This window comes from Ruegeria sp. O5 (assembly GCF_056535105.1).
In genome coordinates this window covers 1-21,131 of sequence record NZ_JBQERN010000012.1, presented here as the reverse complement: position 1 = coordinate 21,131, position 21,131 = coordinate 1, and the positions used below count along the sequence as shown (strand labels likewise).

The window sequence follows — 21,131 nt, the reverse complement described above, 5'->3', positions numbered from 1 at the left end:
TGACAGCGATGAGGAAAGTTGCTTCTGATTCACCGCAGGCAATACAGCAACATTTCGATATTCTGGTCGCACCCGGATTTGTGCTGCTTGAACTGGCCTCATTGGTCGAGGTTCTCAGGCTGGCAAATCGTGTGTGTCCAAAGCCGCCGTTCACTTTTGCCTATCGGTCGCTCAAAGGTGGCCCGATCTCCAGCAGCAGCGACGCGGTGGTGCAAACGGAACGCGTGCAGCCGCAACCCAAGGCGAATTATCTTTTTGTGATCGGCAATTCTGACCCGGATCACCCGGACTTGTCTTTGGGGCGGGTGGTGTCGGACTATACTTTCCGCGATGCCAAGGTGTTTCTGCTGGCGGAAGCGGCCAGCCGGTATATCGACGAACAGGGTTCAGACGATTTGGCAACCCATTGGGAGAATGCCTCGTTCCTGCGGGAACGCGGGGCCCGGTTTGAAGCCAAGCTGTCGATTGCAACCGAACAGGGCGCTGTTGTGACCTGTGCCGGAATGGAGGCGACAACAGATATCGCGCTGGCAGTGATCGGTCGCCATATCTCAGGGCCTGCAAAGATGACCGTGGCGGACATCATGTTGCATGAAAAAATCCGGGATTTCGCCTCGATGCAGCCATTTTCGGGGGTAAAGTTGACCGCGACCGGAGATGTGAAGCTGGATCAGTGCATCAAGCTCATGCAGGCCAATATCGAAGACCCTCTGCCGATCAATCAGATCGTCGATTCGCTACAATTGTCGAACCGCTCGCTTGAGCGTAAGTTCAAAACCTTCTTTGGCACCACGCCCAACGGATTCTATCGCGAAATGCGGCTCGCCAAGGCCAATAACCTGCTTCTGAACACCACTATGAGCGTTCGCGAAATCGGATTGGCCTGTGGTTTTCCGAACGGGTTTTCCTCTGTTTACAAAAGCTTCTTCGGGGTCACGCCTTTTGTCGTTCGGCGGGAAAAGCGGGCCGCGACACATCGGTGAAAAATGCTGATCTTGTGACGTTTTTGGTGCATTTGTTGTCGATCTTCCGTGGCAGTTTACGCCAAACCTGACACAGCGGAGATTTCAGGATGGTTGATCTTCCCAGCAAGGCCCGAGTGGTCATCATCGGTGGCGGCGTCATCGGATGTTCGGTCGCCTATCATCTGACCAAGAAGGGCTGGACCGATGTTGTTCTGCTAGAACGCAAGCAACTGACCAGCGGCACCACCTGGCACGCGGCGGGCCTGATCGGGCAACTGCGCGCGTCTTCCAACATGACCAAACTGGCGCGCTATTCCGCAGAGCTCTATCTGGGCCTTGAGGAAGAGACCGGTGTCGCCACCGGCCTGCGTCAGGTCGGGTCCGTTTCGGTCGCCCTGACCAGTGAGCGGTTGGAGGAGCTTCACCGAAATGCGGCAATGGCCCGCGCCTTTGGCGTGCCGGTCGAAGAGCTTTCTCCGACCGAAGTCAAAGAGCGATATGAGCATATCAACCTCGACGGCGTGGCAGGTGGCGTTTGGTTGCCAACCGATGGCCAGGCGGATCCTGCTAATATTGCCTTGGCGTTGGCCAAGGGTGCGCGTCAACGCGGTGGGGTGATCAAGGAACGGGTGAAGGTGACCGGGATTTCCCGGCACGGACGGCGCGCGACCGGTGTCGACTGGGTCAGTGATGACGGGCAATCCCAAGGGCATATCGCCTGTGATATGGTTGTCAATTGCGCGGGAATGTGGGGGCGCGAGGTCGGCAAGATGGCCGGCGTGAATGTGCCGCTGCACGCCTGCGAACATTTCTATATCGTCTCTGAACCCATTGAAGGGTTGAGCCAAATGCCGGTTCTGCGGGTGCCAGATGAATGCGCCTACTATAAGGAAGACGCGGGCAAAATGATGTTGGGCGCATTCGAGCCCAATGCCAAACCCTGGGCCATGAACGGTATTCCCGACAGTTTCGAGTTCGACCAACTGCCCGAGGATTTCGATCACTTCGAACCGATCCTCGAAGCGGCGTGCAACCGGATGCCAATGCTGTCCGAGGCGGGTATTCACACCTTCTTCAACGGCCCCGAATCCTTTACTCCCGACGACGCCTATCACCTGGGTCTGGCGCCCGAGATGGACAATTTTTGGGTCGCGGCCGGGTTCAACTCGATCGGTATCCAGTCCGCCGGTGGCGCGGGCATGTCGCTGGCCGAGTGGATGGATACCGGTGAAAAGCCCTTTGATCTGGGCGACGTGGATATCGGTCGGATGCAGCCGTTTCAGGGTAATAAGAAGTACCTATTTGAACGCTCAAAAGAAACGTTGGGATTGCTCTACGCCGACCACTACCCCTATCGCCAGAAAGCCACTGCACGCGGTGTGCGCCGAACCCCGTTCCACCATCACCTGAAAGAACAGGGCGCCGTTTTTGGAGAAATCGCAGGTTGGGAACGGGCCAATTGGTACGCGAATGAAGGGCAGGAGCGCGAATACCGGTACAGCTGGAAGCGCCAGAACTGGTTCGAGAATTCCGCTGCCGAGCACCGAGCCGTGCGCGAGAATGTGGGCATGTATGACATGTCTTCCTTCGGCAAGATTCGTGTGGAAGGCCCTGATGCCGAAAAGTTCATGAACTATATTGGCGGGGGTGACTACTCGGTCCCTGTCGGCAAGATCGTCTATACGCAGTTTTTGAACCGCACAGGCGGGATCGAAGCGGATGTCACCGCAACCCGCCTGACCGAAACCGCCTATCTGGTCGTGACCCCTGCAGCCACGCGCTTGGCGGATCAGACATGGATGATGCGCCATGTCGGGGATTTCAACGTGGTCATTACAGATGTCACAGCGGGTGAAGGCGTTCTCGCTGTCATGGGGCCAAACGCCCGGGCTCTGCTGGAAAAGGTCTCGCCCAACGATTTCACAAACGCGACCAACCCCTTTGGTACTGCCCAGCAGATCGAGATCGGAATGGGCCTGGCCCGTGCACATCGCGTGACCTATGTGGGTGAGCTTGGGTGGGAAATCTATATTTCCTCAGACATGGCGGGCCACGTCTTTGAGACCCTGTATGAGGCTGGTCAGGACATGGGGCTGAAGCTGTGTGGTATGCACATGATGGACAGCTGCCGGATCGAAAAAGGTTTCCGGCATTTCGGCCACGATATCACCTGTGAGGATCACGTGGTTGATGCTGGTCTTGGCTTTGCCGTCAAGGTGGACAAAGGGTGTGATTTCATCGGGCGTGAGGCGGTGATTGCACGAAAAGAAAGCGGCCCGAAAAGCCGTCTGGTACAGTTCCGTCTGACCGACCCTGAACCGCTGTTGTTCCACAACGAGCCGATCGTGCGTGATGGCGAATATGTCGGCTACCTGAGTTCCGGCAATTACGGTCATAGCCTCGGTGGTGCCGTCGGAATGGGCTATGTCCCGTGCGAAGGTGAAAAGGCCGCAGACGTTCTGGGTTCAACCTATGAGATCGATGTTTGCGGCGTGAAGGTTAAAGCCGAAGCATCGCTTAAACCGATGTATGACCCGAAATCCAAACGGGTGAAGGTCTGACAGACAGGGTAGGGGGCGCTGCCCCCGCCGCCCGTGCCGGGCGACTCCCCCGGGATATTTTGGGCCAGATGAAGTGCGGATCCCTTGCTTCACCTGGCTCTAAATATCCCGGAGCGCGAGGCAGAGCCTCGCAATTTTAGGGGCAACAGCTGCGGTCAGCAAACTTATCACAAATCGTTATGTGACACTTCACTGTTTTCAGAGTTTTCAATCCGTTCAGTTCTGCCGTAAACGGAACCGGTATAAACCGGAGAGCCTTCGTGACACCCACGCCATTACCACCTCAGAATGTGGATACTCCCAAAGGTTTGGCTTTGGCTGTCACAGCGTACGTCATGTGGGGATTCCTGCCGCTTTATATGAAGGCGATGGATCACATTGGACCTGTCGAGGTGGTGGCGCATCGGGTTATCTGGTCTGTTCCGGTTGCAGGTTTGCTGCTGGTCGCGCTGGGGCGCACCCGGGACTTGAAAGCTGCACTGGGCAATCCCCGGATGCTGGCCATGGCGGCTTTGACGGCGGCGCTGATTTCCGTGAACTGGGCGATCTATGTTTGGGCGATCTCGACGGGGCACGCGCTGGACGCGGCGTTGGGGTATTACATCAACCCGCTGTTCAGTATCGCGTTAGGCGCGATTTTGCTGCGTGAGCCCCTGACGCGGACCCAGCTGTTCGCGGTGGGGCTTGCCGCGCTGGGCGTTCTTGTGCTTGTGCTTGAGGCTGGGCGACTTCCCTGGGCGGCGCTGGGTTTGATGGTCAGTTGGGGTTTCTATGCATTCTTTAAGAGATCCCTTCCAATTGGTCCCAACCAGGGTTTTCTGCTTGAGGTCCTGATCCTTTTGATCCCGGCCCTGGCCTATGTCACCTGGCTGGGTGTGCAAGGCACAGGCCATTTCGGCGCAGCGATGTCCGATACCGCATTGTTGTCCTGCGCCGGTATCGTCACGGCGGTGCCATTGCTGGTCTATGCGAACGGAGCCAAGCTGGTGCGCCTGTCGACCATGGGCATCCTACAATACATTGCGCCGACTATGATTTTCATTACAGCCATCACTCTGTTCGGTGAGAAGATCGACACCGGACGCATGATCGCATTCCCCCTGATCTGGGTGGCTTTGGTCATTTACTCGATCCCATTGATCCGGCAGGCGCGGGCTCAGGCCTGAAGCAACAGGCGTGCTGCAGCATCTGCCCACAGCGCATAGGCCCGGGGGCTTGGGTGATAGCCGTCCGGTGCCGCCAGGGCCGGGTCGTCGGGCAGATCAAGCCTCAGGTGCAGCACATGGGGATGGACGGACACAACCTGTTGCAACGCATTATCCAGCCGCGCAGCCTGACGGCCAAGCACCCAGGCCAATGGATGTGGCAGGGCCGGAAACCTGTTCATTTGCGGAACGCCGGTGATGACTATTCGCCGCGCCCCCAGTTCGTTTGACAGGATGTTGATAAGCTGCGCCTGGCGATCCGCAAATGTGCGGCAAGAGACGGCGCGGGTGACGTCATTCACCCCCAAAGCCGTGACCACCGCATCGAATTCGCCCTTTATGCCCCTCAGGCGGTCAATCGTATCCAGCGTCGTGTACCCTGTGGTGGCCGCAAGTTGCCACTCAACCGTGTGATGTCTGGCCAGCCGGTCCACAAGCTGTCCCGACAAGGCCTGCGCCTGAGTTCCCGCGCCCACTCCGGCCGCCGAGCTATCGCCGGTGATCAGCAAACGCAGGCGGGGGCCACGCCCTGTTCGGCCCTCTCGCGGGCCAGTTGGCTCTGGCAAAAGCCGGGCGTTACGGCGCACCAAAAGGGCTTGCGTGGCCAGAACGGGCAACAAAGGCACACGTAGAACCTGGTCGGGTGCTATCAGGGTGCGCATCATCAGGTCACGTCAGGGCGTTTTTGAATTCCAGAAAACGAGCGTCAGTCATCACGCGCGCCATCATCGCCTCGCGCAAAGCGCCGACTGTTTTGTAGGGGCGCATGGCGACTTCGAAGATTTGGATCAAACCGTCCTCGTTCAGCGTAATGAGGTCAACGCCAATGCCGTCCAGATCTCCAATCTTGCATTGAAACTCCAGCGCCCAATCGTTGCCGGCGCCCATGATCCGGCGATACCGGAAGTCGGAAAAGACCTGCCCGACATGGCCAAGAACGGCAGCCACAGGTGCGCGCCCGGTCCAGGTGCTGAAATAGGTTGGTGGAAGGAACTTCACATCTTCGGCCAGCAGATCGTGGATCAGCGCCTCATCGCCCTTGGCGACAACCTCTTGTAGTCGTTCAATTGTCGGGTGCATGTCCTGTCCTCCTGCGCAGAAGTTCACCGATCATGACCGGGCGCGCAAGGACGACGTTGCGGGAAGAAGCGCGCTGAGATAGGCAGGCCCGCATGAGCGAAACCTATGCCCCCCCGCAAACCGCGCTGGACGTGCTGCACGAAGATGCGCAGCTGATTGTGGTGAACAAACCGTCGGGTCTGCTTTCCGTGCCGGGGCGGGGCGATCATCTGGCTGATTGCCTTCTGACACGCGTGCAGGCGGCTTTCCCTCAGGCGTTGCTTGTGCATCGACTGGACCGGGACACATCAGGTGTCATGGTTTTTGCCCAAACACCCCATGCGCAAAGGCATCTGAGTATGCAGTTCGAGAAGCGGCAGACCCGGAAAACCTATATTGCCCGTGTCTGGGGGCGGATGGAGCCAAAGACCGGCACGGTTGACCTGCCGTTGATCGTGGACTGGCCCAACCGGCCCAGACAAATGGTGTGTCATGATACGGGCAAACCTGCGGTCACCGATTGGCGCGTTGTGAAACATGAGGGCGAGACCTCTCGCTTGCGTATGTTTCCCAAAACCGGGCGGTCTCATCAGCTGCGCGTTCATATGCAGGCATTGGGTCACCCGATCCTGGGCGATCCGTTCTATGCAACAGGTGCGGCGAGGGAGTTCCCCAGATTGATGCTGCATTCCGAAGAATTGCGCCTGAAGCATCCTGAGGGCGGGCATTCGTTGAAGTTTCGCGCCCAGCCCGATTTCTGATCTCAGGCAATTCTGGCCCACAGCATCTTCAGGTTGCCCAGCGAAATGCGTCTTGTTCGTTTCGTCGAAACCGATTGGCGGCGATGGCTCTCCTGCGCGATCTCACGTTCAATCTCGAAAGCCCGCAGTGTGTGGTCCTGTGACCATTGGCCAAGTTTCAGTGTCATCATGACGTGGTTGTCGAGGTGCGGCATTTCTTGGCTCCTTGTGTGATATCCACCCATTATCGCGCTTCACTACTGACAGCATGTTGTCAGTGGGGTGTGCTAGGGTGTCAGCAGAGTGTCAGGAGAATGCGATGCGCCGTTCGACCCGTTTGTTTGAAATCATCCAGATCTTGCGGGCCGCAAGTGCGCCGGTCACGGCAGAAGCACTGGCCACCCGGCTAGAGGTGTCCATCCGCACCGTCTATCGTGACATTGCCGAATTGCAGGCCCAGCGAACACCCATCGAAGGTGAGGCCGGTGTCGGTTACATGATGCGGCGCGGTTACGATCTGCCGCCTCTGAATTTCGACGCGGAAGAGGTTGAAGCCCTGTGGGTTGGCCTGTCTCTTCTGGCGCGCACCGGCGACAGCCACCTGCAGCGCGCCGCCAGTCGGATCTGTCAGAAGATCGATGCGCTGCATAGCCCGACTGATTGGTTGCAGGTTTCACCCTGGGGGGCTCCGGCGGATGATCCCGAGAAGGGGTGTGTTTCTGTTTCGCATTACCGCGAAGCTATTCGGGCAGAACGGAAAATCCGCATCACTTACGTAGATGGTGAAGGCGAACAAACCATCCGCGTGGTGCGCCCACTGGCGCTGATCTATCACGTCGAATGTACGTTGCTGGCAGGGTGGTGCGAGATGCGAAACGGCTTTCGCCATTTCAGAACCGATCGCATCTGGTCCAGTGAATTCACTGACGAAGGATTTCTGGGGCAAGGTAAATCTTTGCGCGATCTCTGGCAGGAGCAACAGCTCGCGGGCACCTTTGCGGAACCGGTATGAATGGCCTTTGGCGGGTATTCGCCGATTTCACCGCATTGTTGCTTGAGCCTGTGAGCAAGCGCAGTGATATACTGGGTGAAATGGATCAAGCCCGAAGAACGGGTACCGGAGCAGAAGGTGATATCATGACGATTTCAAAGTTTTTCCTGGCGACAGGCTTGTGTTCAATCATGGCCGTGACGGCCTGTACCGATCCAGGCACCCTGACCGTTCAGAACGACCCCAACAAAAACACCAAGCAGGGTGCGGTTCTAGGCGGCCTTATCGGTGCGGGTGTCGGCGCGATTGCCAATAATTCGAACCCGGGTCTTGGGGCGCTGGCCGGTGCCGCCATTGGTGCCACAGGTGGCGGTCTGATCGGCAACCAGTTGGACAAGCAGGCTGCGGAATTGCGTCAGCAACTGGCAAATGACGGGATTACCATCGTCAATGCGGGTGACCGGCTGATCGTGACTGTTCCGAATGACATTACGTTTGACACGGACAGCTCGACCGTGCGCCCGGCGCTGCGGGCGGATCTGGTGAAAGTGGGCCAAAACCTTGTCAACTATCCCAACTCGAACGTGCAGATCATCGGTCATACCGACAGCGATGGTGACGCGTCTTATAATCAGGGATTGTCCGAGCGTCGCGCAAACGCGGTCGCGGATATCCTGCAAGCCAATGGTGTCAGCTACAGCCGTATCAGAACCTACGGTCAGGGTGAAAACAACCCGGTCGCGTCCAACCTGACGCCGCAAGGAAAAGCGCAAAACCGTCGGGTTGAGATTGTTGTGGTCCCCAGCGGAAACGCGTGATCCTGAAACGCAGGCCCGTTCGGGCCCGGCCCCTGTTGCGCAATGACTGTGCGTCAATGGGGGTTTGGTCAGGGCCAATCTCGGTCTAACTATTGGGAAACACTGAAACGGAGTTGTCCCTGATGTCTCAACCGACCCTGCTTGGCCTGTCCGGCTCCCTGCGCAAGGGCGCGACGAACCGCAAACTGCTGCGCGAAGCGGCCCGGTTGTTCGACCCTGTCAGCTATACCGAAGCAGACCTGAACCTGCCGCTTTATGATGGCGATCTGGAGGATGCCGAAGGGATACCGGCACCTGTTCAGATGCTGGCCGACCAGATCGGGCAGGCGGATGCGGTGATCATCTCGACGCCCGAGTACAACAAAGGGCCTTCGGGAGTTCTGAAAAACGCACTGGACTGGGTCAGCCGGACGAAAGGCAATCCATGGGCGAGCAAGCCGGTTGCTGTAATGTCGGCTGCGGGTGGCCGCGCGGGTGGGGAAAGGGCACAGATGATCCTGCGCGCCTGCATGGTGCCCTTTCAGCCCCGCATCTTGCAGGGTCCGGAAATCCACCTCGCCGACAGTTCGAATGAGTTCGACGATCAGGGAAGGTTGTTATCCGAGCGATACGAAAACTCGCTGCACATGCTGATGCAGAAACTCAGGGCCGAGGCCGGTTTCTAAGCTTGGACTGCCCATATGTTGGAACAGCGTCAAAGCGATATCCTTGATCCGGCCCGTGCCGCATCGCTTCAGGTTGCGTTAGGCTCTGAGCCAACAATTGCCAATGGTTCAGCTCTGCCGCCATTCTTCCATCAGCTCTATTTCTGGGCGCCGCAACCGCCTGCTGCGCTGGGGCGGGATGGGCATCCCAAGGTGGGTGGCCTGATCCCGGATATGGGATTGCCCCGCAGAATGTGGGCCGGTGGGCAATTGGAATTTCATGCACCGCTGATCGCGGGTATACCTGCTGACAGGACATCGGTTCTTGATAACAAAAGCACAAAAGAGGGGCGGTCCGGCCCGTTGGGTTTTGTCACTTTGCGGCACGAGATACGGCAAAGTGGCCAACTTTGTCTGACCGAATGGCAGGATCTTGTTTATCGTGAAGACCCCACGCCGGGTGTGATGACTCAAACGCCGCCCCGATCGCGCACGGATGAAACGGATGTCCGCGCGGTTGCGTTCGATACCACCCTGCTGTTTCGCTACTCGGCGCTGACCTTCAACGGCCATCGCATTCACTACGATCTGGACTATGCGCGCGATGTGGAAGGATATGCAGGGCTGGTTGTGCACGGGCCACTTCTGGCGCAGCTTCTGATGCTGTTTGCAGTTGATCTTGGCGGACCACTCAAGTCGTTTTCTTTCCGTGCGACCTCGCCGTTGATGCATTTCGAGACTGCCCAGCTGTGCCGGAACGGTCAGGACATGTGGGTGCGCGGCCCGGACGGGCGGGAATGCATGAAGGCTGTGGCCCTATCACAGTGAGGCTTCGGGGCGGAAGTCATCGGGGATCGAATCCCGATCCTCCAGCATCAGATCGGCCATGACTTCTGCCACTTTCGGAGCCATGCCAAATCCGATCTTGAAGCCGCCATTGGCGATGAACTGGCCCTGGTGCAATGGATGCAGGCCCAACATCGGGGCGCGGCTTTTGCTGCGGGGACGCACCCCGGCCCAACGTTCGATCACCTCGGCCCCGTGCAAAAGCGGCAGCGCGCGCGTGGCGCGGTCTATGACATCGTCCAAAGCACTGTCTGTGCTGGTCGGGTCGTCATAATCCCGTTCAGACGTTGATCCGATTGCAAGCGTTCCGTCCGCATGTGGCACGATATGGACCGCATCTGCGAATAGCTGTGGCATCTCTCCTGCATCAAAGCGCAACAGGGCGGCCTGGCCTTTGACACCGTTTCCGACGGTTTTTCCGTAGGCGTCGTTCAGTTCCAGTAATCCTGCTAGGCCCGTGGCGTGGACAACCTGTCCTTTATCATCGGCGTTACTGACAACGTGAACGCCCATCACCTCAAGGGCTGCAACCAGAGCGGCGCAGGCCCGCCGGGGATGCATGCGCGCTGTCAGTGTATCGCGGATGACAAAGCCGGTGGGGCTGGGCGGGCACCACGATCCGGCCTGCGATGTGCTGATCACCCGCCACTCTGCCAGCCCCTGCCAAAGTTGATCGGCTGAACCTTCGCGTTGCCGGGCCAGATCAAGGCTGCGGGTGTCAGGAATGGGTTGAAGACGGCCCAGACGGCCATAGCCGGGGGAAACGCCGCCGGTACCCTCGACCTGCTGCCAAAAGGGTTCGGCCATGATCAGGCTGTCGAATTGAAAAGCTTTCTTGGCATTCCAGTTTTCGGGCACATGCGGGGCCAAGGCCCCCACCAGACCGCCACTGGACCCGGAGCCCGGCCCAAAAGGGTCGACAACCTGTACCTTCGCGCCCCGCCGGGCGCAGGTCCACGCGATGGACAGGCCGAAAATTCCTGCCCCGCGAACCGTCACATCGACCATTGCCAATTCCCTTTTCCTTGTTCAGTGTCGCGCCGCTTAGCTACAGGATTCCCCGATGGCAGACCAGCATGCCGAATTGACGTGGACCGAGGATCATATACCGGTCTCGGACCGTTTCGACGATCCCTATTACTCGTTGCAGAACGGGCTGGAAGAGACGCGCCATGTGTTTCTGGCAGGCAATGGTCTGCCAGAACGCTTTGCGCCGGGGTTTCATATTGCCGAGATGGGCTTTGGCACCGGTCTGAACCTGCTGACGGTTTGGTCTGAATGGGAGAAATCCGGCCAAACAGGCCCGCTTCGGTTCACCAGTTTCGAAGCCTTTCCCATGGCCACGGATGATATGCGTCGCGCGCTTGAGGCCTTCCCCGAGTTACACCCGTGGAGCAGCCGGTTTCTGGCCCATTGGACAGGACACGCCTGCAATCTTGAAACCCTTCAATGCGAAGTGATCATCGGCGATGCGCGCAACAGCCTGCCGCAATGGGCAGGCATGGCCAACGCCTGGTTCCTTGACGGGTTCTCTCCGGCTAAGAACCCTGAATTGTGGGGGGCAGAGCTGATGCAGCAAGTGGCGGCGCATACTGCCACCGATGGCACGGCAGCCACATATACGGCCGCCGGGTTTGTTCGCCGCGGGCTTCAGGATGCCGGTTTCACCGTCACCCGTACATCCGGCTATGGCCGCAAGCGGCACATGACGCGGGCGCTCAAGGCATGACGCAGAAAAACAATGCAGGTGCGGGTATCGCCCTGATGGTGGGCGCGACGATTGTCTTTGCCTTGCAGGACGGTATCTCACGCCATTTGGCCGGAACCTATAACACCTACATGGTGGTGATGATCCGCTATTGGTTCTTTGCGGCCTTTGTCATTGCACTGGCGGCGCGATCTTCCGGCGGGTTAAGGGCGGCCATGCAGACGAACCAGATGGGGCTTCAAATCCTGCGGGGCCTGCTGCTGGCCACCGAGATCTGCGTCGCCGTGTTCGGTTTCACAGTGCTCGGTCTGATCGACAGTATGGCCGTTTTCATAAGCTATCCCCTGCTTGTCGCCGCGCTGAGCGGGCCGGTTCTGGGTGAAAAGGTTGGATGGCGGCGCTGGGTTGCGATCGGTGTCGGTTGCATTGGTGTTCTGATCATTCTGCAGCCGGGCGTTGGTGTTTTTGATCCTTGGGCCGTCATACCGCTGATCTCGGCGTTTCTGTTTGCGATTTACGGCCTGCTGACACGCTATGTCGCACGTCAGGACAGCACGGCCACCAGCTTTTTCTGGACCGGCGTTGTTGGTGCCATCGCCATGACCCTTTTTGGAATGTGGTTCTGGGAGCCAATGGCCCGCAGCGACTGGCTGTGGATGGCGTTGCTGTGCGTCAGCGGGGCAACGGGGCACTGGCTGCTGATCAAATGTTATGAGATGGCCGAAGCCAGCGCCGTCCAACCCTTCGCCTATTTCCACCTTGTCTGGAGCGCGATTCTGGGGATTTCGATCTTTGGTGAAAAACTGCGCCCCGAAGTTGTCACGGGCGCAGCGATTGTTGTGGCCGCAGGTCTGTTTACCTTATGGCGCGAACGCCGCCAGCGATGATCCGATCAGTTCCTGCGAAAACGGAACCGGCAGGGCGGGCTGCCCCAGACGGGCGCGGTAGACCGGCAGGCTTTCGGTCACGCGCATCACATAATTGCGCGTCTCATTGAACGGAATGGTCTCAATCCAGTCTACGATATCCACCTCACCGGTGCGCGGATCACCATAGCGTTCCATCCACGAGATCGGGCGCTTTGGACCGGCATTGTATCCGGCCGCCATCATGACGACATTCCCGTTGAACTCGGTCGCAAGGCCCGAAAGATAGTTGGCGCCAAGCTTGGCATTGTATTGCCAGTCCGACGTCAACCGACCGGTCTGATGGCCGCTGAGTATCCCCAGTTCTCCGGCCACCAGCTTGGCTGTTGCTGGCATCACTTGCATCAGGCCGCGCGCCCCCGCGCCGCTGACGACAACCGGATCAAATTCGCTTTCGCGCCGCGCGATGGCCAGCGTCATTTCCTTGGCCATTGGCAGACGCATGTCGGCCACCGGATGAACTGGGTAATAGGCCGCAGGCAAAACGGTGCCCGTGGTCGCTGCCCGCTTGGCGATCATCACGGCCAGATGCGGCTGTTTCAGCTCAATCGCAAGGTCGCCCAACTGATTGGCCTGCACAGGGTCAAGACCTTCGACAAGATGGGTCAGGAACCTCTCGGACAAGTTGTCTTCGCCGGCCTTGAGCAACAGCAGCCCGGCTTCCAGAACGCTGGAATCGGCGAACTCAGCCTGACGCCAATGCGGGGCGCGACGCGGATTGGCCAGTTCCTTGTCAAATGGTCGTCCGATCCGTTCCGCCGCCAGCAAACCATAAAAAGAGGTCTGATGATCCGCGCCCATGGCGTAGGCCTCATAGGCTTTGTCTGCGTCCCCAAGCTCGGCGTAAGCCCGCCCCAGCCAATAGCCGCCGCGCCCTTTCGAGATTGGCGATTGCACGGCATCCGAAAAATTCTGGAAGTGTCGCACGGCTGTGGCAGGGTCATTCAGCTTGCGCAGGGCCAGAAACCCGGCCAGCCACTCCAGATCCGCATAGGAATATCCCATTTCCGGGGTCATATGGTGCTTGGCGGCCACGTCATAAGCACGCGCTGCCCGCCCCGATCGCATCTCGAGCCGGGCCAGACGGCGGCGTCCCTCGGCCCATTTGTCAGGCTCGCCCAGGGCCTCCGGTCCGGTTGAACGTGCCAGCATCAGGTCGACGGCGCTGTCATCCAGTTCTTTCTTGTCGCGCCAGACAAAACGGTCGAATGCCAGCCCCGGCGCATCTGCCAGCGAATTCGGCACCGCCGCCACCTTGCCGTCTACGCCCGGCTGGCGTTTCTGCAACGCGATTCGCGCTTCGGCCAGCTTGCGCTCATCGGTGGTGACCAGGGGCAGCATCTGTTCAGCACTGACCAAATGGCCATCCCACAGCATCCGGTCCAGCCGCGCGGCATGGTGCGGCTTCAGCAGTTTGTCAAAATTCTCCAGATAGTCCTTTTGTAACCCCGACCCCATTGGCATGGTACGCCAGGCTGTCACGATATCGACTTCCGCCTCGCCAATGCGCCCTTTGGCCTTTAGGGCCACCGCATAGTTCAGCGCGCCTTCAGCAGTCTGAGGGGGTAAGCCAGCGTAAAACTTCAGAACCCTGTCCGGATCGGCCCCGGTAAAGGCCGGCTCACCCTTGCGGCGCAGCCAATCCAGACCGGGCCAGTCCGCGCGGCGTTCGAGAAACACCAGCACATCGCCCGAGCTTCCAAACCCCTCACGCAACCAGTGCCAGACGATGACATCGCGCGAGACCGAGCCGCGCTGGCCCGATACGCGCAGCGCTGCGTTCCAGTCGCCCTTGCGCATTTCATAAAGCCCCGCGCGCAAATCACCGGCCGCGTCCGCGCGTGCGGCTTGCGGTGTCGCCGCTGCGTATAGAATCACACCAGTCAACAGTGCCAGAAAGCGTGTCATCCCTTGCATTTCCCAACCAACCGAGGATAGAGCCTGTGAGGATAAACCCTGCGCCGCCGGGATCAACTCACAAAGCTGGAAACGTGAGAGGCCGCGGCGTAAAAACTGCAAAATGCACCTTAAGGAGCGTGTCATGTTCAAAGGCTCGATGCCAGCCCTCGTCACTCCGTTCAACAACGGCGAGTTGGACCTGAAGACGCTTAAACATCTGGTCGAATGGCAGATCTCCGAAGGCTCGACCGGGTTGGTGCCTGTTGGAACCACCGGCGAAAGCCCGACGCTCAGCCATGACGAACACGAAACGGTCATCGAAGAAGTGGTCAAAACGGCTGCTGGCCGTGTGCCGGTTATTGCCGGTGCCGGGTCGAACAACACGGTCGAAGCCGTCCGGTTCGTTCAGTTCGCCGAAAAAGTTGGTGCCGATGCGGCGCTGGTTGTCACGCCTTACTACAACAAACCGACTCAACGCGGCCTGATCGCGCATTTCCAAGCCCTGCACGAGGCTGCGGATATTCCGATCATCATCTACAACATTCCCGGGCGATCGGTCATCGACATGACCCCGGCCACCATGGGCGAACTGGCCCGGTTGCCGCGTATTGTCGGGGTCAAGGATGCGACGGGCGATCTGGCGCGCGTCAGCCAGCAGCGTGCGATCTGTGGCAAGGACTTCTGCCAGCTATCCGGTGAAGACGCCACTGCACTGGGTTTTAACGCCCATGGCGGTGTCGGATGCATTTCAGTCACCGCAAACGTGGCTCCCAGGCTATGCGCCGAATTCCAGCAGGCCACATTGTCGGGCGATTATGCAAAGGCACTGGAATACCAGGACAAGCTGATGCCGCTGCACGAAGCGATCTTTATAGAACCCGGGTTGGTCGGCGCCAAATACGCGCTCAGCAAACTGGGTCTCTGCAGCACCGAAGTCCGCTCACCTCTGACTGAGCTGGAAGACAACACAAAAGCCGCGATTGATGCGGCAATGGCACACGCGGGCCTCATCTAACCCGGCCTTCAGAAACCAGTAAAGGCGGCCTCGACTACCGAGTGCCGCCTTTTTGGTTTTCAGGATCCAAACTTCATCTGGCCAAAAATATCCCGGGGGAGCCGCGGCTTGCCGCGGCGGGGGCAGAGCCCCCTCAGCGTTTGCCGTAATAAAGCCCTACGACATGTTCAGCCTGCGCAAAGAACAACCAGCGCGAGGTCGCGATGCCTGCCAGATGCGATGCCACTGCCAGCAGGGCCAGGAAATGGTTGAATGGCAGGACCAGAAACAGAACCGGCAGGACAAAGGCCAATACAAACGAGATCACCCTTAGCTTATCGGCATGTTTGCGCCCGACCACATGAACAAACTCACGCAGCAGATAGTTGGTACCGGTATGCGGTTGCTCGAACGCTCTGACGGTACCCCGGTTACCCAAACCTGTGGCTGTGCCCAGATTCGTTCCGGATGCTTCCAGCGCTTTGTCGCCTTTCTTCCAATACAGGATTTGAACCAAAGCGGCGATCAGCAGAAGCGGAATGGCAACCCGTGTCTGGCCAGCCAGCAACGCACCACCTGCCAGGCTGAAGCTCAGGAACATGGCGGGGGTCAGGTTCATATTCCAGCGCGGGATGGTCTTGAGTTGCGTGTAGATCATCGAAGTCGTGAACACGGTCGCCAGTGACATCAACGCTCCGATCCAACCCAGCAGGCTCCATTGCCGATCCAGAAACACCACGCCAATCGCGTAAAGCCCCATGACGACCAGGGCGAGCACGGCACACCAGCCCTCACGGCTGAGCCAGCTCGTTTTCCATTGAGTAAAAGCCTTCCAGGCCCGTTCTGGGTGGCCGAGATGGAAGGTCGAGGCCATCAGCCCTCCGACGGCCAGACCGTAAGCAATGGCGAAGAACACAAAGGCCACCCAACCCGAGACAGCCGGAAGGCCAAGACCAAGAAAGAAGAGCAGGCCGAAGCCCAGACCGGACAGGGTGGTAAAGAGGATGACGGAGGGTGCAGGATGCATCAGAGTTTCTCCAACGTCTTGTCGAGCCAGCCGAGGAAGCCCTTGGGCTCTTCAGCGACAGGTGCCAACAGGGGGGCCAGGATGTCGATCTGATCTTCCACCGTGTCTTTCGGGCGCGGCGGCAGATATTTATTGACGGGTTTGGTGCCCATTTCGGGCATCAGGTCCATTCCGCCGCGATCCGCAACAAGCTTGCTGACGTCGCTGTCCGGATCGCCCAGATCGCCAAAGTGCCGCGCGCCCGCCGGACAGGTTCGGACACAGGAGGGAATCCGGTCCACCTCGGGCAGGTTCTCGTTATAGATCCGGTCGACGCAGAGTGTGCATTTCTTCATCACCCCCTCGGCCTTGTCCAGTTCACGCGCGCCATAGGGGCAGGACCAGGCACACAGGCCGCACCCGATACAGTCGCTTTCATTAACCAGCACGATGCCATCTTCGACCCGCTTGTAGCTGGCCCCGGTCGGGCACACGGTAACACAGGGCGCATCTTCGCAATGCAGGCAGGATTTAGGGAAATGGATCAGTTGCGCGTGCCCTTCCGCCGGTTGCACCTCGTAGGAATGCACGCGGTTCAAGAAAGTGCCCGAAGGATTGGCGCCATAGGCATCCTGATCGGACAGTGGCGCGCCATAATTCTCCGTGTTCCAGCCTTTGCAGGAAATCACGCAGGCATGGCAACCAACGCAGGTGTCCAGGTCGATCACCAGACCCATCTTGCGCTCGGTGGAGTTCGGTAGCTGGGTCATGTCAGGATACCTGTGCTGTTGAGGACGGGTGAGGGGGCCAGCCCCCTCTTGAGCCTGCGGCTCAATTCACCCCCGGGATATTTGTGGCCAGATGAAGTGCGGATCCGGGTCATTTGCCCACCTTCCACGCCAAATTCGCAGGGCCCGTTCCTACCGGTGATTTGATTGGGTCAAAATGAGGCTGGCTTTGGGCATCGGCGGGCGCGTCGGCCTTTTCGATTTTCACCTTCAGGTCAAACCATGCGGCCTGACCAGTAATGGGGTCGGAATTGGCCCAACGTAGCCCGTCGCCTTTTGGCGGCAGCAATTCGTGGATCAGGTGGTTGAGCAGGAAACCCTTGGTGGCCTCGGGCGCGTCCTCTTGCAGGGCCCAGGCGCCTTTGCGTTTGCCGATGGCGTTCCATGTCCAGACGGTGTTGTCGTTCAGCGCGGCCATTTCCATCACAGGGACCGTAATCTCACCATGAGGGGATGTGATTTTGGCCCAATCTCCGTCGTTCAGGCCGTGCTTGCGCATCAGCCTGGTCGGAACATAAAGCGGATTTCGCCCGTGCAATTGCCGCAGCCAGGCGTTTTGCGTGCCCCAGCTGTGATACATCGCCATCGGGCGCTGGGTCAGCGCGTTGACTGTGAAGCCGTCGTTGCCGTGCTGATCGGTTTCGTACCAGATCGGAAGCGGGTCCATCGTGTCTTTGATCCGCTGGCGCAAATGATCAGGCGGCTGTCGGTCGCCATGGCCTTCGGCTGCCAGCTGAAACTTGCGCATCGGTTCGGAGTAGAGTTGGAATAGGTATGGCTGCGGGCTGTCATAGAGCCCCATGCCCACGGCCCATTCCTGATAGGCTGCATTCCACGGTTTGTAGTAATCCGCGCCTTGCGGGATATGCGCCACGTAGAAGCCGCCGTTTTCGATATAGCGGTTCAACTGATCCGGGTTGACCTCTCCGCGCCCTTCCTTGTCGGCGTTTTCACCGCGGAATCCGGCCAGCGGGCCAATACCCGGCTTGCGTTCGTGATTGACGATGTAGTCGGCGTAATCGACCCATTTTGCGCTGCCGTCTTCATGGGTGAAACCCGGAAGTTTCATGCGGTTAGCGAGATCGATCAATACTGACTGAAATCCGCGCACGTCGCGGTCCGGTTCGATCACAGGCCAGCGGATTGCGTCAGCGGCCGCATCCGCCTCGCAAATCGGGCGATCCAGCAGCGAAATACAGTCGTGGCGTTCGAGGTAGGTCGTGTCCGGAAGGATGAGGTCCGCGTAGGCCACCATCTCGGAAGAATAGGCGTCCGAATAGATGATGCGCGGGATCACGTAATCGCCGTTTTCATCTTTGTCCGTCAGCATCTCGATGACACCCTTGGTGTTCATGGTCGAGTTCCACGACATGTTGGCCATGTACATGAACAGCGTATCGATCTTATACGGGTCGCCCGCATGTGCGTTCGAGATCACCATATGCATCAGCCCGTGACTGGACATCGGGTTTTCCCAGGTGAACGCCTTGTCGATCCGCGCGGGGCTGCCATCTTCCTTCAGTGCAAGGTGTTCCGGGCCGCGGACAAACCCCAGATGCGGGCCATCCAGCGGAGAATTGGGCGTCACCTTGCAATGCGGTGTCGGGTGCGCCTCGACCGGTTTGGGGTAGGGGGGCTTGAAGCGGAAGCCGCCGGGAACCTCGACCGTGCCAAGGATGATTTGCAGCACGTGCAGCGCGCGGCAGGTCTGGAAACCATTGGCATGAGCCGAAACGCCGCGCATCGAGTGCATCGCGACAGGGCGACCGATCATCTTTGTGTGTTTCTCGCCCCGGAAATCGGTCCATTCGTGATCGAGCTCAAACGCCTCGTCAAAGGCGACGCGCGCCAGTTCCGCGGCAATCGCGCGAATGCGCTTGGCGGGAATGCCGCATTTTTCGGCAACCGCTTCGGGCGCGTGTTCCTCGGACAGGTATTTTTCTGCCATCAAGTGAAACACAGGGCGATGAACGACACCGTCGTTTTCGTAGACCGCCGACAAATCCGGGCGAACGCCAGGCGTGTCGAAGGCCGTCAGCTTGCCTGTATTCCGGTCGATGACCAGGGGCTTTCCGTCATCGTCGCGCAGGAACAGGCCGTTTCCGGCGCCTTCGGACGCGTCCACCAAAACCGGGGCGTTGGTGTAGCGGCTGAGATAGTCGAGATCGATCTTTCCGGCTTTCATCAGCACATGGATCAATGACAGGATGAACAGTCCGTCAGTTCCCGGTGTGATGCCGACCCAATCATCAGCGACAGCGTTGTATCCGCTGCGGATAGGGTTGACGCCAATAACACGTGCACCGCGCGCCTTGATCTTGCCAATACCCATTTTGATCGGGTTGGAGTCGTGGTCTTCGGCCACGCCAAACAACATGAACAGTTTGGTGTGGTCCCAATCAGGCTGGCCGAATTCCCAGAATGCGCCGCCCATCGTATAAATGCCGCCCGCAGCCATATTGACCGAACAAAAGCCGCCATGCGCCGCATAGTTGCAGGTTCCGAAGTTTTGCGCCCAGAAGCTGGTGAAGCTCTGGCTTTGGTCCCGGCCGGTGAAAAAGGCCAGCTTTTCCGGGTTGTCTTTACGGATCGGCTCCAGCCAGCTGACCGCCAGTTCCAGCGCTTCGTCCCAACTGATCTCCTCAAATTCGCCCGAGCCACGCGGGCCGACCCGTTTCAGTGGCTTGCGCAGGCGCGAGGGGGCATTGACCTGCATGATCCCGGCAGACCCCTTGGCACACAGGACTCCCTTGTTCACCGGGTGGTCGCGATTGCCTTCGATATAAGCAACCTTGCCGTCTTTCATGTGGACGTTGATGCCGCATCGACAAGCGCACATGTAGCAGGTGGTCCTGCGGATTTCGTCCGAGACTTTCGGTGACGTATCAAGGATCGGCTGCTGATGGGTCATTTGCGGGTCCAGTTGGTTATGTCAGGAGGATTTTGTCAGTTTCCTCGGTATTTTAGAACATCGTTCCGGGGCGGTGCGTAAATTAAGTGTTACAGTCCATTTGCTTGTAGCGCGGTCACGGCGATCATCTGGGTCACATCCTCGGCGCTGCATCCGCGGGACAGGTCGTTGGCGGGTTTGGCCAGTCCCTGTAAAACCGGACCAATGGCGGTGTAGCCCCCCAACCTTTGGGTGATCTTGTAGCCGATATTACCAGCATCAAGGTTGGGAAAGATCATCACGTTGGCCTGCCCGGCGACAGACGAACCCGGCGATTTTCGCTCGCCAACCGAAGGTACAAAGGCGGCGTCGAATTGCAGTTCACCGTCGACGTTCAGATCTGGCGCGGCCTGGCGCAGCGCCTCAGTGGCCTCGATCACCTTGTCCACGTCGGGATGCTTGGCGCTGCCCTTGGTGGAAAAGCTGAGCATCGCGATCTTTGGATCGACCTGCAGCAGCGTCCGGGCGGATGTGGCGGATGCGATGGCGATCTTGCTCAGCTCGCTCGCTGTCGGATTGATGACCAGCCCGCAATCGGAATACAGCATCGCCCGCGCCCCGGGCTGAGCGTTTTCCGGCGGGTACATCAGGAAGAAAGACGACACCATTCCTGCATCGGGGGCCATGCCAATCACCTGGATCGCCGCACGGACGATTTCGCCGGTCGTGTGAACGGCCCCTCCTACGGTGCCGGTGGCACGTCCGCTGCGCACCAGCATGGCGGCATAGACGGGGGGTGTTTCAACGGCGGCACGGGCCTTGGCCCGATCGACGCCTTTATGCCGGCGCAGTTCGAAAAAGGCCTCGGCAAACTCTTCGGTCAGGTCCGAAGTCTTGGGGTCATGGATCTCAACGCCCCGAGAGGCAGCAGCCCCCTGTTCTTTCAGGGCTGCTTCGACCTCGGCGTACGGGCCAACCAGAATGATATCGGCCAGATTGGCCCTCTGCGCGTTGATGGCCCCTTTTGTGATGCGGGGGTCGTTGCCTTCGCTGAGGGCGATTATGGGACGGGTGGCCGGAGCGTTTTGCCG

The 21,131-nt window shown here is 59.0% G+C and carries 20 protein-coding genes; 11 read left to right on the top strand and 9 right to left on the bottom strand.

Annotation, left to right across the window (positions count from 1 at the left end; translation table 11 throughout):
- The first annotated feature begins 8 nt into the window (after window positions 1–8).
- From ACR0M3_RS14545 to rarD, 3 genes are all read left to right on the top strand, one after another.
- The gene (locus ACR0M3_RS14545; RefSeq protein ID WP_480911440.1) at window positions 9–983 is read left to right on the top strand and encodes a GlxA family transcriptional regulator; all 975 of its coding nucleotides are present in this window, start codon (window positions 9–11) and stop codon (window positions 981–983) included.
- Between the two features lie 89 nt (window positions 984–1,072).
- Window positions 1,073–3,526: a GcvT family protein gene (locus tag ACR0M3_RS14540; protein WP_480911438.1), complete on the top strand. Its 2,454-nt coding sequence runs from the start codon at window positions 1,073–1,075 to the stop codon at window positions 3,524–3,526.
- Window positions 3,527–3,786: 260 nt separating this feature from the next.
- A complete protein-coding gene (gene rarD, locus ACR0M3_RS14535) occupies window positions 3,787–4,692 on the top strand; it encodes an EamA family transporter RarD (RefSeq protein ID WP_267363579.1) in 906 nt (301 codons plus the stop codon).
- On the opposite strand, the gene ACR0M3_RS14530 is transcribed toward rarD, so the two are convergent.
- Window positions 4,683–5,396: an SGNH/GDSL hydrolase family protein gene (locus ACR0M3_RS14530; protein WP_480911436.1), complete on the bottom strand. Its 714-nt coding sequence runs from the start codon at window positions 5,394–5,396 to the stop codon at window positions 4,683–4,685. The two genes, rarD and ACR0M3_RS14530, sit on opposite strands and share 10 nt — an antisense overlap.
- 4 nt (window positions 5,397–5,400) lie before the next feature.
- Window positions 5,401–5,811, bottom strand: a complete 411-nt coding sequence (locus tag ACR0M3_RS14525; RefSeq protein WP_480506396.1) for a nuclear transport factor 2 family protein — start codon at window positions 5,809–5,811, stop codon at window positions 5,401–5,403.
- A 92-nt stretch (window positions 5,812–5,903) separates the two neighbouring features.
- Between ACR0M3_RS14525 and ACR0M3_RS14520 the strand changes: the two genes are divergently transcribed.
- Window positions 5,904–6,551, top strand: a complete 648-nt coding sequence (locus tag ACR0M3_RS14520) for an RluA family pseudouridine synthase (protein ID WP_480488639.1) — start codon at window positions 5,904–5,906, stop codon at window positions 6,549–6,551.
- A 2-nt stretch (window positions 6,552–6,553) separates the two neighbouring features.
- Here ACR0M3_RS14520 and ACR0M3_RS14515 read toward each other — a convergent pair whose 3' ends face one another.
- Entirely contained in the window at window positions 6,554–6,745 is a 192-nt protein-coding gene (locus ACR0M3_RS14515; RefSeq protein WP_480488640.1) for a hypothetical protein, read from the bottom strand.
- 104 nt (window positions 6,746–6,849) lie between these two features.
- Between ACR0M3_RS14515 and ACR0M3_RS14510 the strand changes: the two genes are divergently transcribed.
- The 4 genes from ACR0M3_RS14510 (at window position 6,850) to ACR0M3_RS14495 (ending at window position 9,811) form a co-directional block, all read left to right on the top strand.
- Complete coding sequence (locus ACR0M3_RS14510) at window positions 6,850–7,542, top strand: helix-turn-helix transcriptional regulator (RefSeq protein WP_480488642.1); 693 nt, start codon at window positions 6,850–6,852, stop codon at window positions 7,540–7,542.
- Between the two features lie 125 nt (window positions 7,543–7,667).
- The gene (locus ACR0M3_RS14505) at window positions 7,668–8,339 is read left to right on the top strand and encodes a YiaD family glycine zipper/OmpA-like lipoprotein (protein ID WP_209505259.1); all 672 of its coding nucleotides are present in this window, start codon (window positions 7,668–7,670) and stop codon (window positions 8,337–8,339) included.
- Between the two features lie 122 nt (window positions 8,340–8,461).
- Entirely contained in the window at window positions 8,462–9,004 is a 543-nt protein-coding gene (locus tag ACR0M3_RS14500; RefSeq protein WP_480488644.1) for an NADPH-dependent FMN reductase, read from the top strand.
- Between the two features lie 15 nt (window positions 9,005–9,019).
- Window positions 9,020–9,811 carry an HTD2 family dehydratase gene (locus tag ACR0M3_RS14495; RefSeq protein WP_480911434.1) on the top strand — a complete coding sequence of 264 codons (792 nt, stop codon included), beginning with the start codon at window positions 9,020–9,022 and terminating at the stop codon, window positions 9,809–9,811.
- Here ACR0M3_RS14495 and ACR0M3_RS14490 read toward each other — a convergent pair.
- On the bottom strand, window positions 9,803–10,837 hold the full coding sequence (locus ACR0M3_RS14490) for an NAD(P)/FAD-dependent oxidoreductase (RefSeq protein WP_480911432.1): 1,035 nt from the start codon (window positions 10,835–10,837) through the stop codon (window positions 9,803–9,805). The genes ACR0M3_RS14495 and ACR0M3_RS14490 overlap by 9 nt on opposite strands.
- A gap of 55 nt (window positions 10,838–10,892) precedes the next feature.
- On the opposite strand from ACR0M3_RS14490, the gene mnmC2 reads away from it, so the two are divergent.
- Window positions 10,893–11,558: a tRNA (5-methylaminomethyl-2-thiouridine)(34)-methyltransferase MnmC2 gene (gene mnmC2 / locus ACR0M3_RS14485; protein ID WP_480484083.1), complete on the top strand. Its 666-nt coding sequence runs from the start codon at window positions 10,893–10,895 to the stop codon at window positions 11,556–11,558.
- Entirely contained in the window at window positions 11,555–12,424 is an 870-nt protein-coding gene (locus tag ACR0M3_RS14480; RefSeq protein ID WP_480484082.1) for a DMT family transporter, read from the top strand. The genes mnmC2 and ACR0M3_RS14480 overlap by 4 nt, the downstream gene beginning before the upstream one ends.
- On the opposite strand, the gene ACR0M3_RS14475 is transcribed toward ACR0M3_RS14480, so the two are convergent.
- Window positions 12,398–14,371, bottom strand: a complete 1,974-nt coding sequence (locus tag ACR0M3_RS14475; protein WP_480911430.1) for a lytic transglycosylase domain-containing protein — start codon at window positions 14,369–14,371, stop codon at window positions 12,398–12,400. The genes ACR0M3_RS14480 and ACR0M3_RS14475 overlap by 27 nt on opposite strands.
- A gap of 133 nt (window positions 14,372–14,504) precedes the next feature.
- Between ACR0M3_RS14475 and dapA the strand changes: the two genes are divergently transcribed.
- Window positions 14,505–15,377, top strand: coding sequence for a 4-hydroxy-tetrahydrodipicolinate synthase (gene dapA, locus ACR0M3_RS14470; protein WP_267363596.1), 873 nt, complete (start codon window positions 14,505–14,507; stop codon window positions 15,375–15,377).
- Window positions 15,378–15,510: 133 nt separating this feature from the next.
- Here the strand turns inward: dapA and ACR0M3_RS14465 are convergent, their stop codons facing one another.
- From ACR0M3_RS14465 to pta, 4 genes are all read right to left on the bottom strand, one after another.
- A complete protein-coding gene (locus tag ACR0M3_RS14465) occupies window positions 15,511–16,383 on the bottom strand; it encodes a dimethyl sulfoxide reductase anchor subunit family protein (RefSeq protein WP_480911428.1) in 873 nt (290 codons plus the stop codon).
- Window positions 16,383–17,132, bottom strand: coding sequence for a 4Fe-4S dicluster domain-containing protein (locus ACR0M3_RS14460; protein ID WP_267363598.1), 750 nt, complete (start codon window positions 17,130–17,132; stop codon window positions 16,383–16,385). Before ACR0M3_RS14460 ends, ACR0M3_RS14465 begins: the two co-directional genes overlap by 1 nt.
- A gap of 109 nt (window positions 17,133–17,241) precedes the next feature.
- The gene (locus ACR0M3_RS14455) at window positions 17,242–20,061 is read right to left on the bottom strand and encodes a molybdopterin oxidoreductase family protein (RefSeq protein ID WP_480911426.1); all 2,820 of its coding nucleotides are present in this window, start codon (window positions 20,059–20,061) and stop codon (window positions 17,242–17,244) included.
- Window positions 20,062–20,150: 89 nt separating this feature from the next.
- A partial coding sequence (pta, locus tag ACR0M3_RS14450; protein ID WP_480911424.1) for a phosphate acetyltransferase occupies window positions 20,151–21,131 on the bottom strand: 981 nt, incomplete at its 5' end.

Bases quoted from the DNA above. Each gene is read 5' to 3' on its own strand.
- ACR0M3_RS14545 (WP_480911440.1), top strand. From the start codon at position 9: ATGAGGAAAGTTGCTTCTGATTCACCGCAGGCAATACAGCAACATTTC.
- ACR0M3_RS14540 (WP_480911438.1), top strand. From the start codon at position 1,073: ATGGTTGATCTTCCCAGCAAGGCCCGAGTGGTCATCATCGGTGGCGGC.
- ACR0M3_RS14530 (WP_480911436.1), bottom strand. From the start codon at position 5,396: ATGATGCGCACCCTGATAGCACCCGACCAGGTTCTACGTGTGCCTTTG.
- ACR0M3_RS14525 (WP_480506396.1), bottom strand. From the start codon at position 5,811: ATGCACCCGACAATTGAACGACTACAAGAGGTTGTCGCCAAGGGCGAT.
- ACR0M3_RS14520 (WP_480488639.1), top strand. From the start codon at position 5,904: ATGAGCGAAACCTATGCCCCCCCGCAAACCGCGCTGGACGTGCTGCAC.
- ACR0M3_RS14515 (WP_480488640.1), bottom strand. From the start codon at position 6,745: ATGCCGCACCTCGACAACCACGTCATGATGACACTGAAACTTGGCCAA.
- ACR0M3_RS14510 (WP_480488642.1), top strand. From the start codon at position 6,850: ATGCGCCGTTCGACCCGTTTGTTTGAAATCATCCAGATCTTGCGGGCC.
- ACR0M3_RS14505 (WP_209505259.1), top strand. From the start codon at position 7,668: ATGACGATTTCAAAGTTTTTCCTGGCGACAGGCTTGTGTTCAATCATG.
- ACR0M3_RS14500 (WP_480488644.1), top strand. From the start codon at position 8,462: ATGTCTCAACCGACCCTGCTTGGCCTGTCCGGCTCCCTGCGCAAGGGC.
- ACR0M3_RS14495 (WP_480911434.1), top strand. From the start codon at position 9,020: ATGTTGGAACAGCGTCAAAGCGATATCCTTGATCCGGCCCGTGCCGCA.
- ACR0M3_RS14490 (WP_480911432.1), bottom strand. From the start codon at position 10,837: ATGGTCGATGTGACGGTTCGCGGGGCAGGAATTTTCGGCCTGTCCATC.
- mnmC2 (WP_480484083.1), top strand. From the start codon at position 10,893: ATGGCAGACCAGCATGCCGAATTGACGTGGACCGAGGATCATATACCG.
- ACR0M3_RS14480 (WP_480484082.1), top strand. From the start codon at position 11,555: ATGACGCAGAAAAACAATGCAGGTGCGGGTATCGCCCTGATGGTGGGC.
- ACR0M3_RS14475 (WP_480911430.1), bottom strand. From the start codon at position 14,371: ATGACACGCTTTCTGGCACTGTTGACTGGTGTGATTCTATACGCAGCG.
- dapA (WP_267363596.1), top strand. From the start codon at position 14,505: ATGTTCAAAGGCTCGATGCCAGCCCTCGTCACTCCGTTCAACAACGGC.
- ACR0M3_RS14465 (WP_480911428.1), bottom strand. From the start codon at position 16,383: ATGCATCCTGCACCCTCCGTCATCCTCTTTACCACCCTGTCCGGTCTG.
- ACR0M3_RS14460 (WP_267363598.1), bottom strand. From the start codon at position 17,132: ATGACCCAGCTACCGAACTCCACCGAGCGCAAGATGGGTCTGGTGATC.
- ACR0M3_RS14455 (WP_480911426.1), bottom strand. From the start codon at position 20,061: ATGACCCATCAGCAGCCGATCCTTGATACGTCACCGAAAGTCTCGGAC.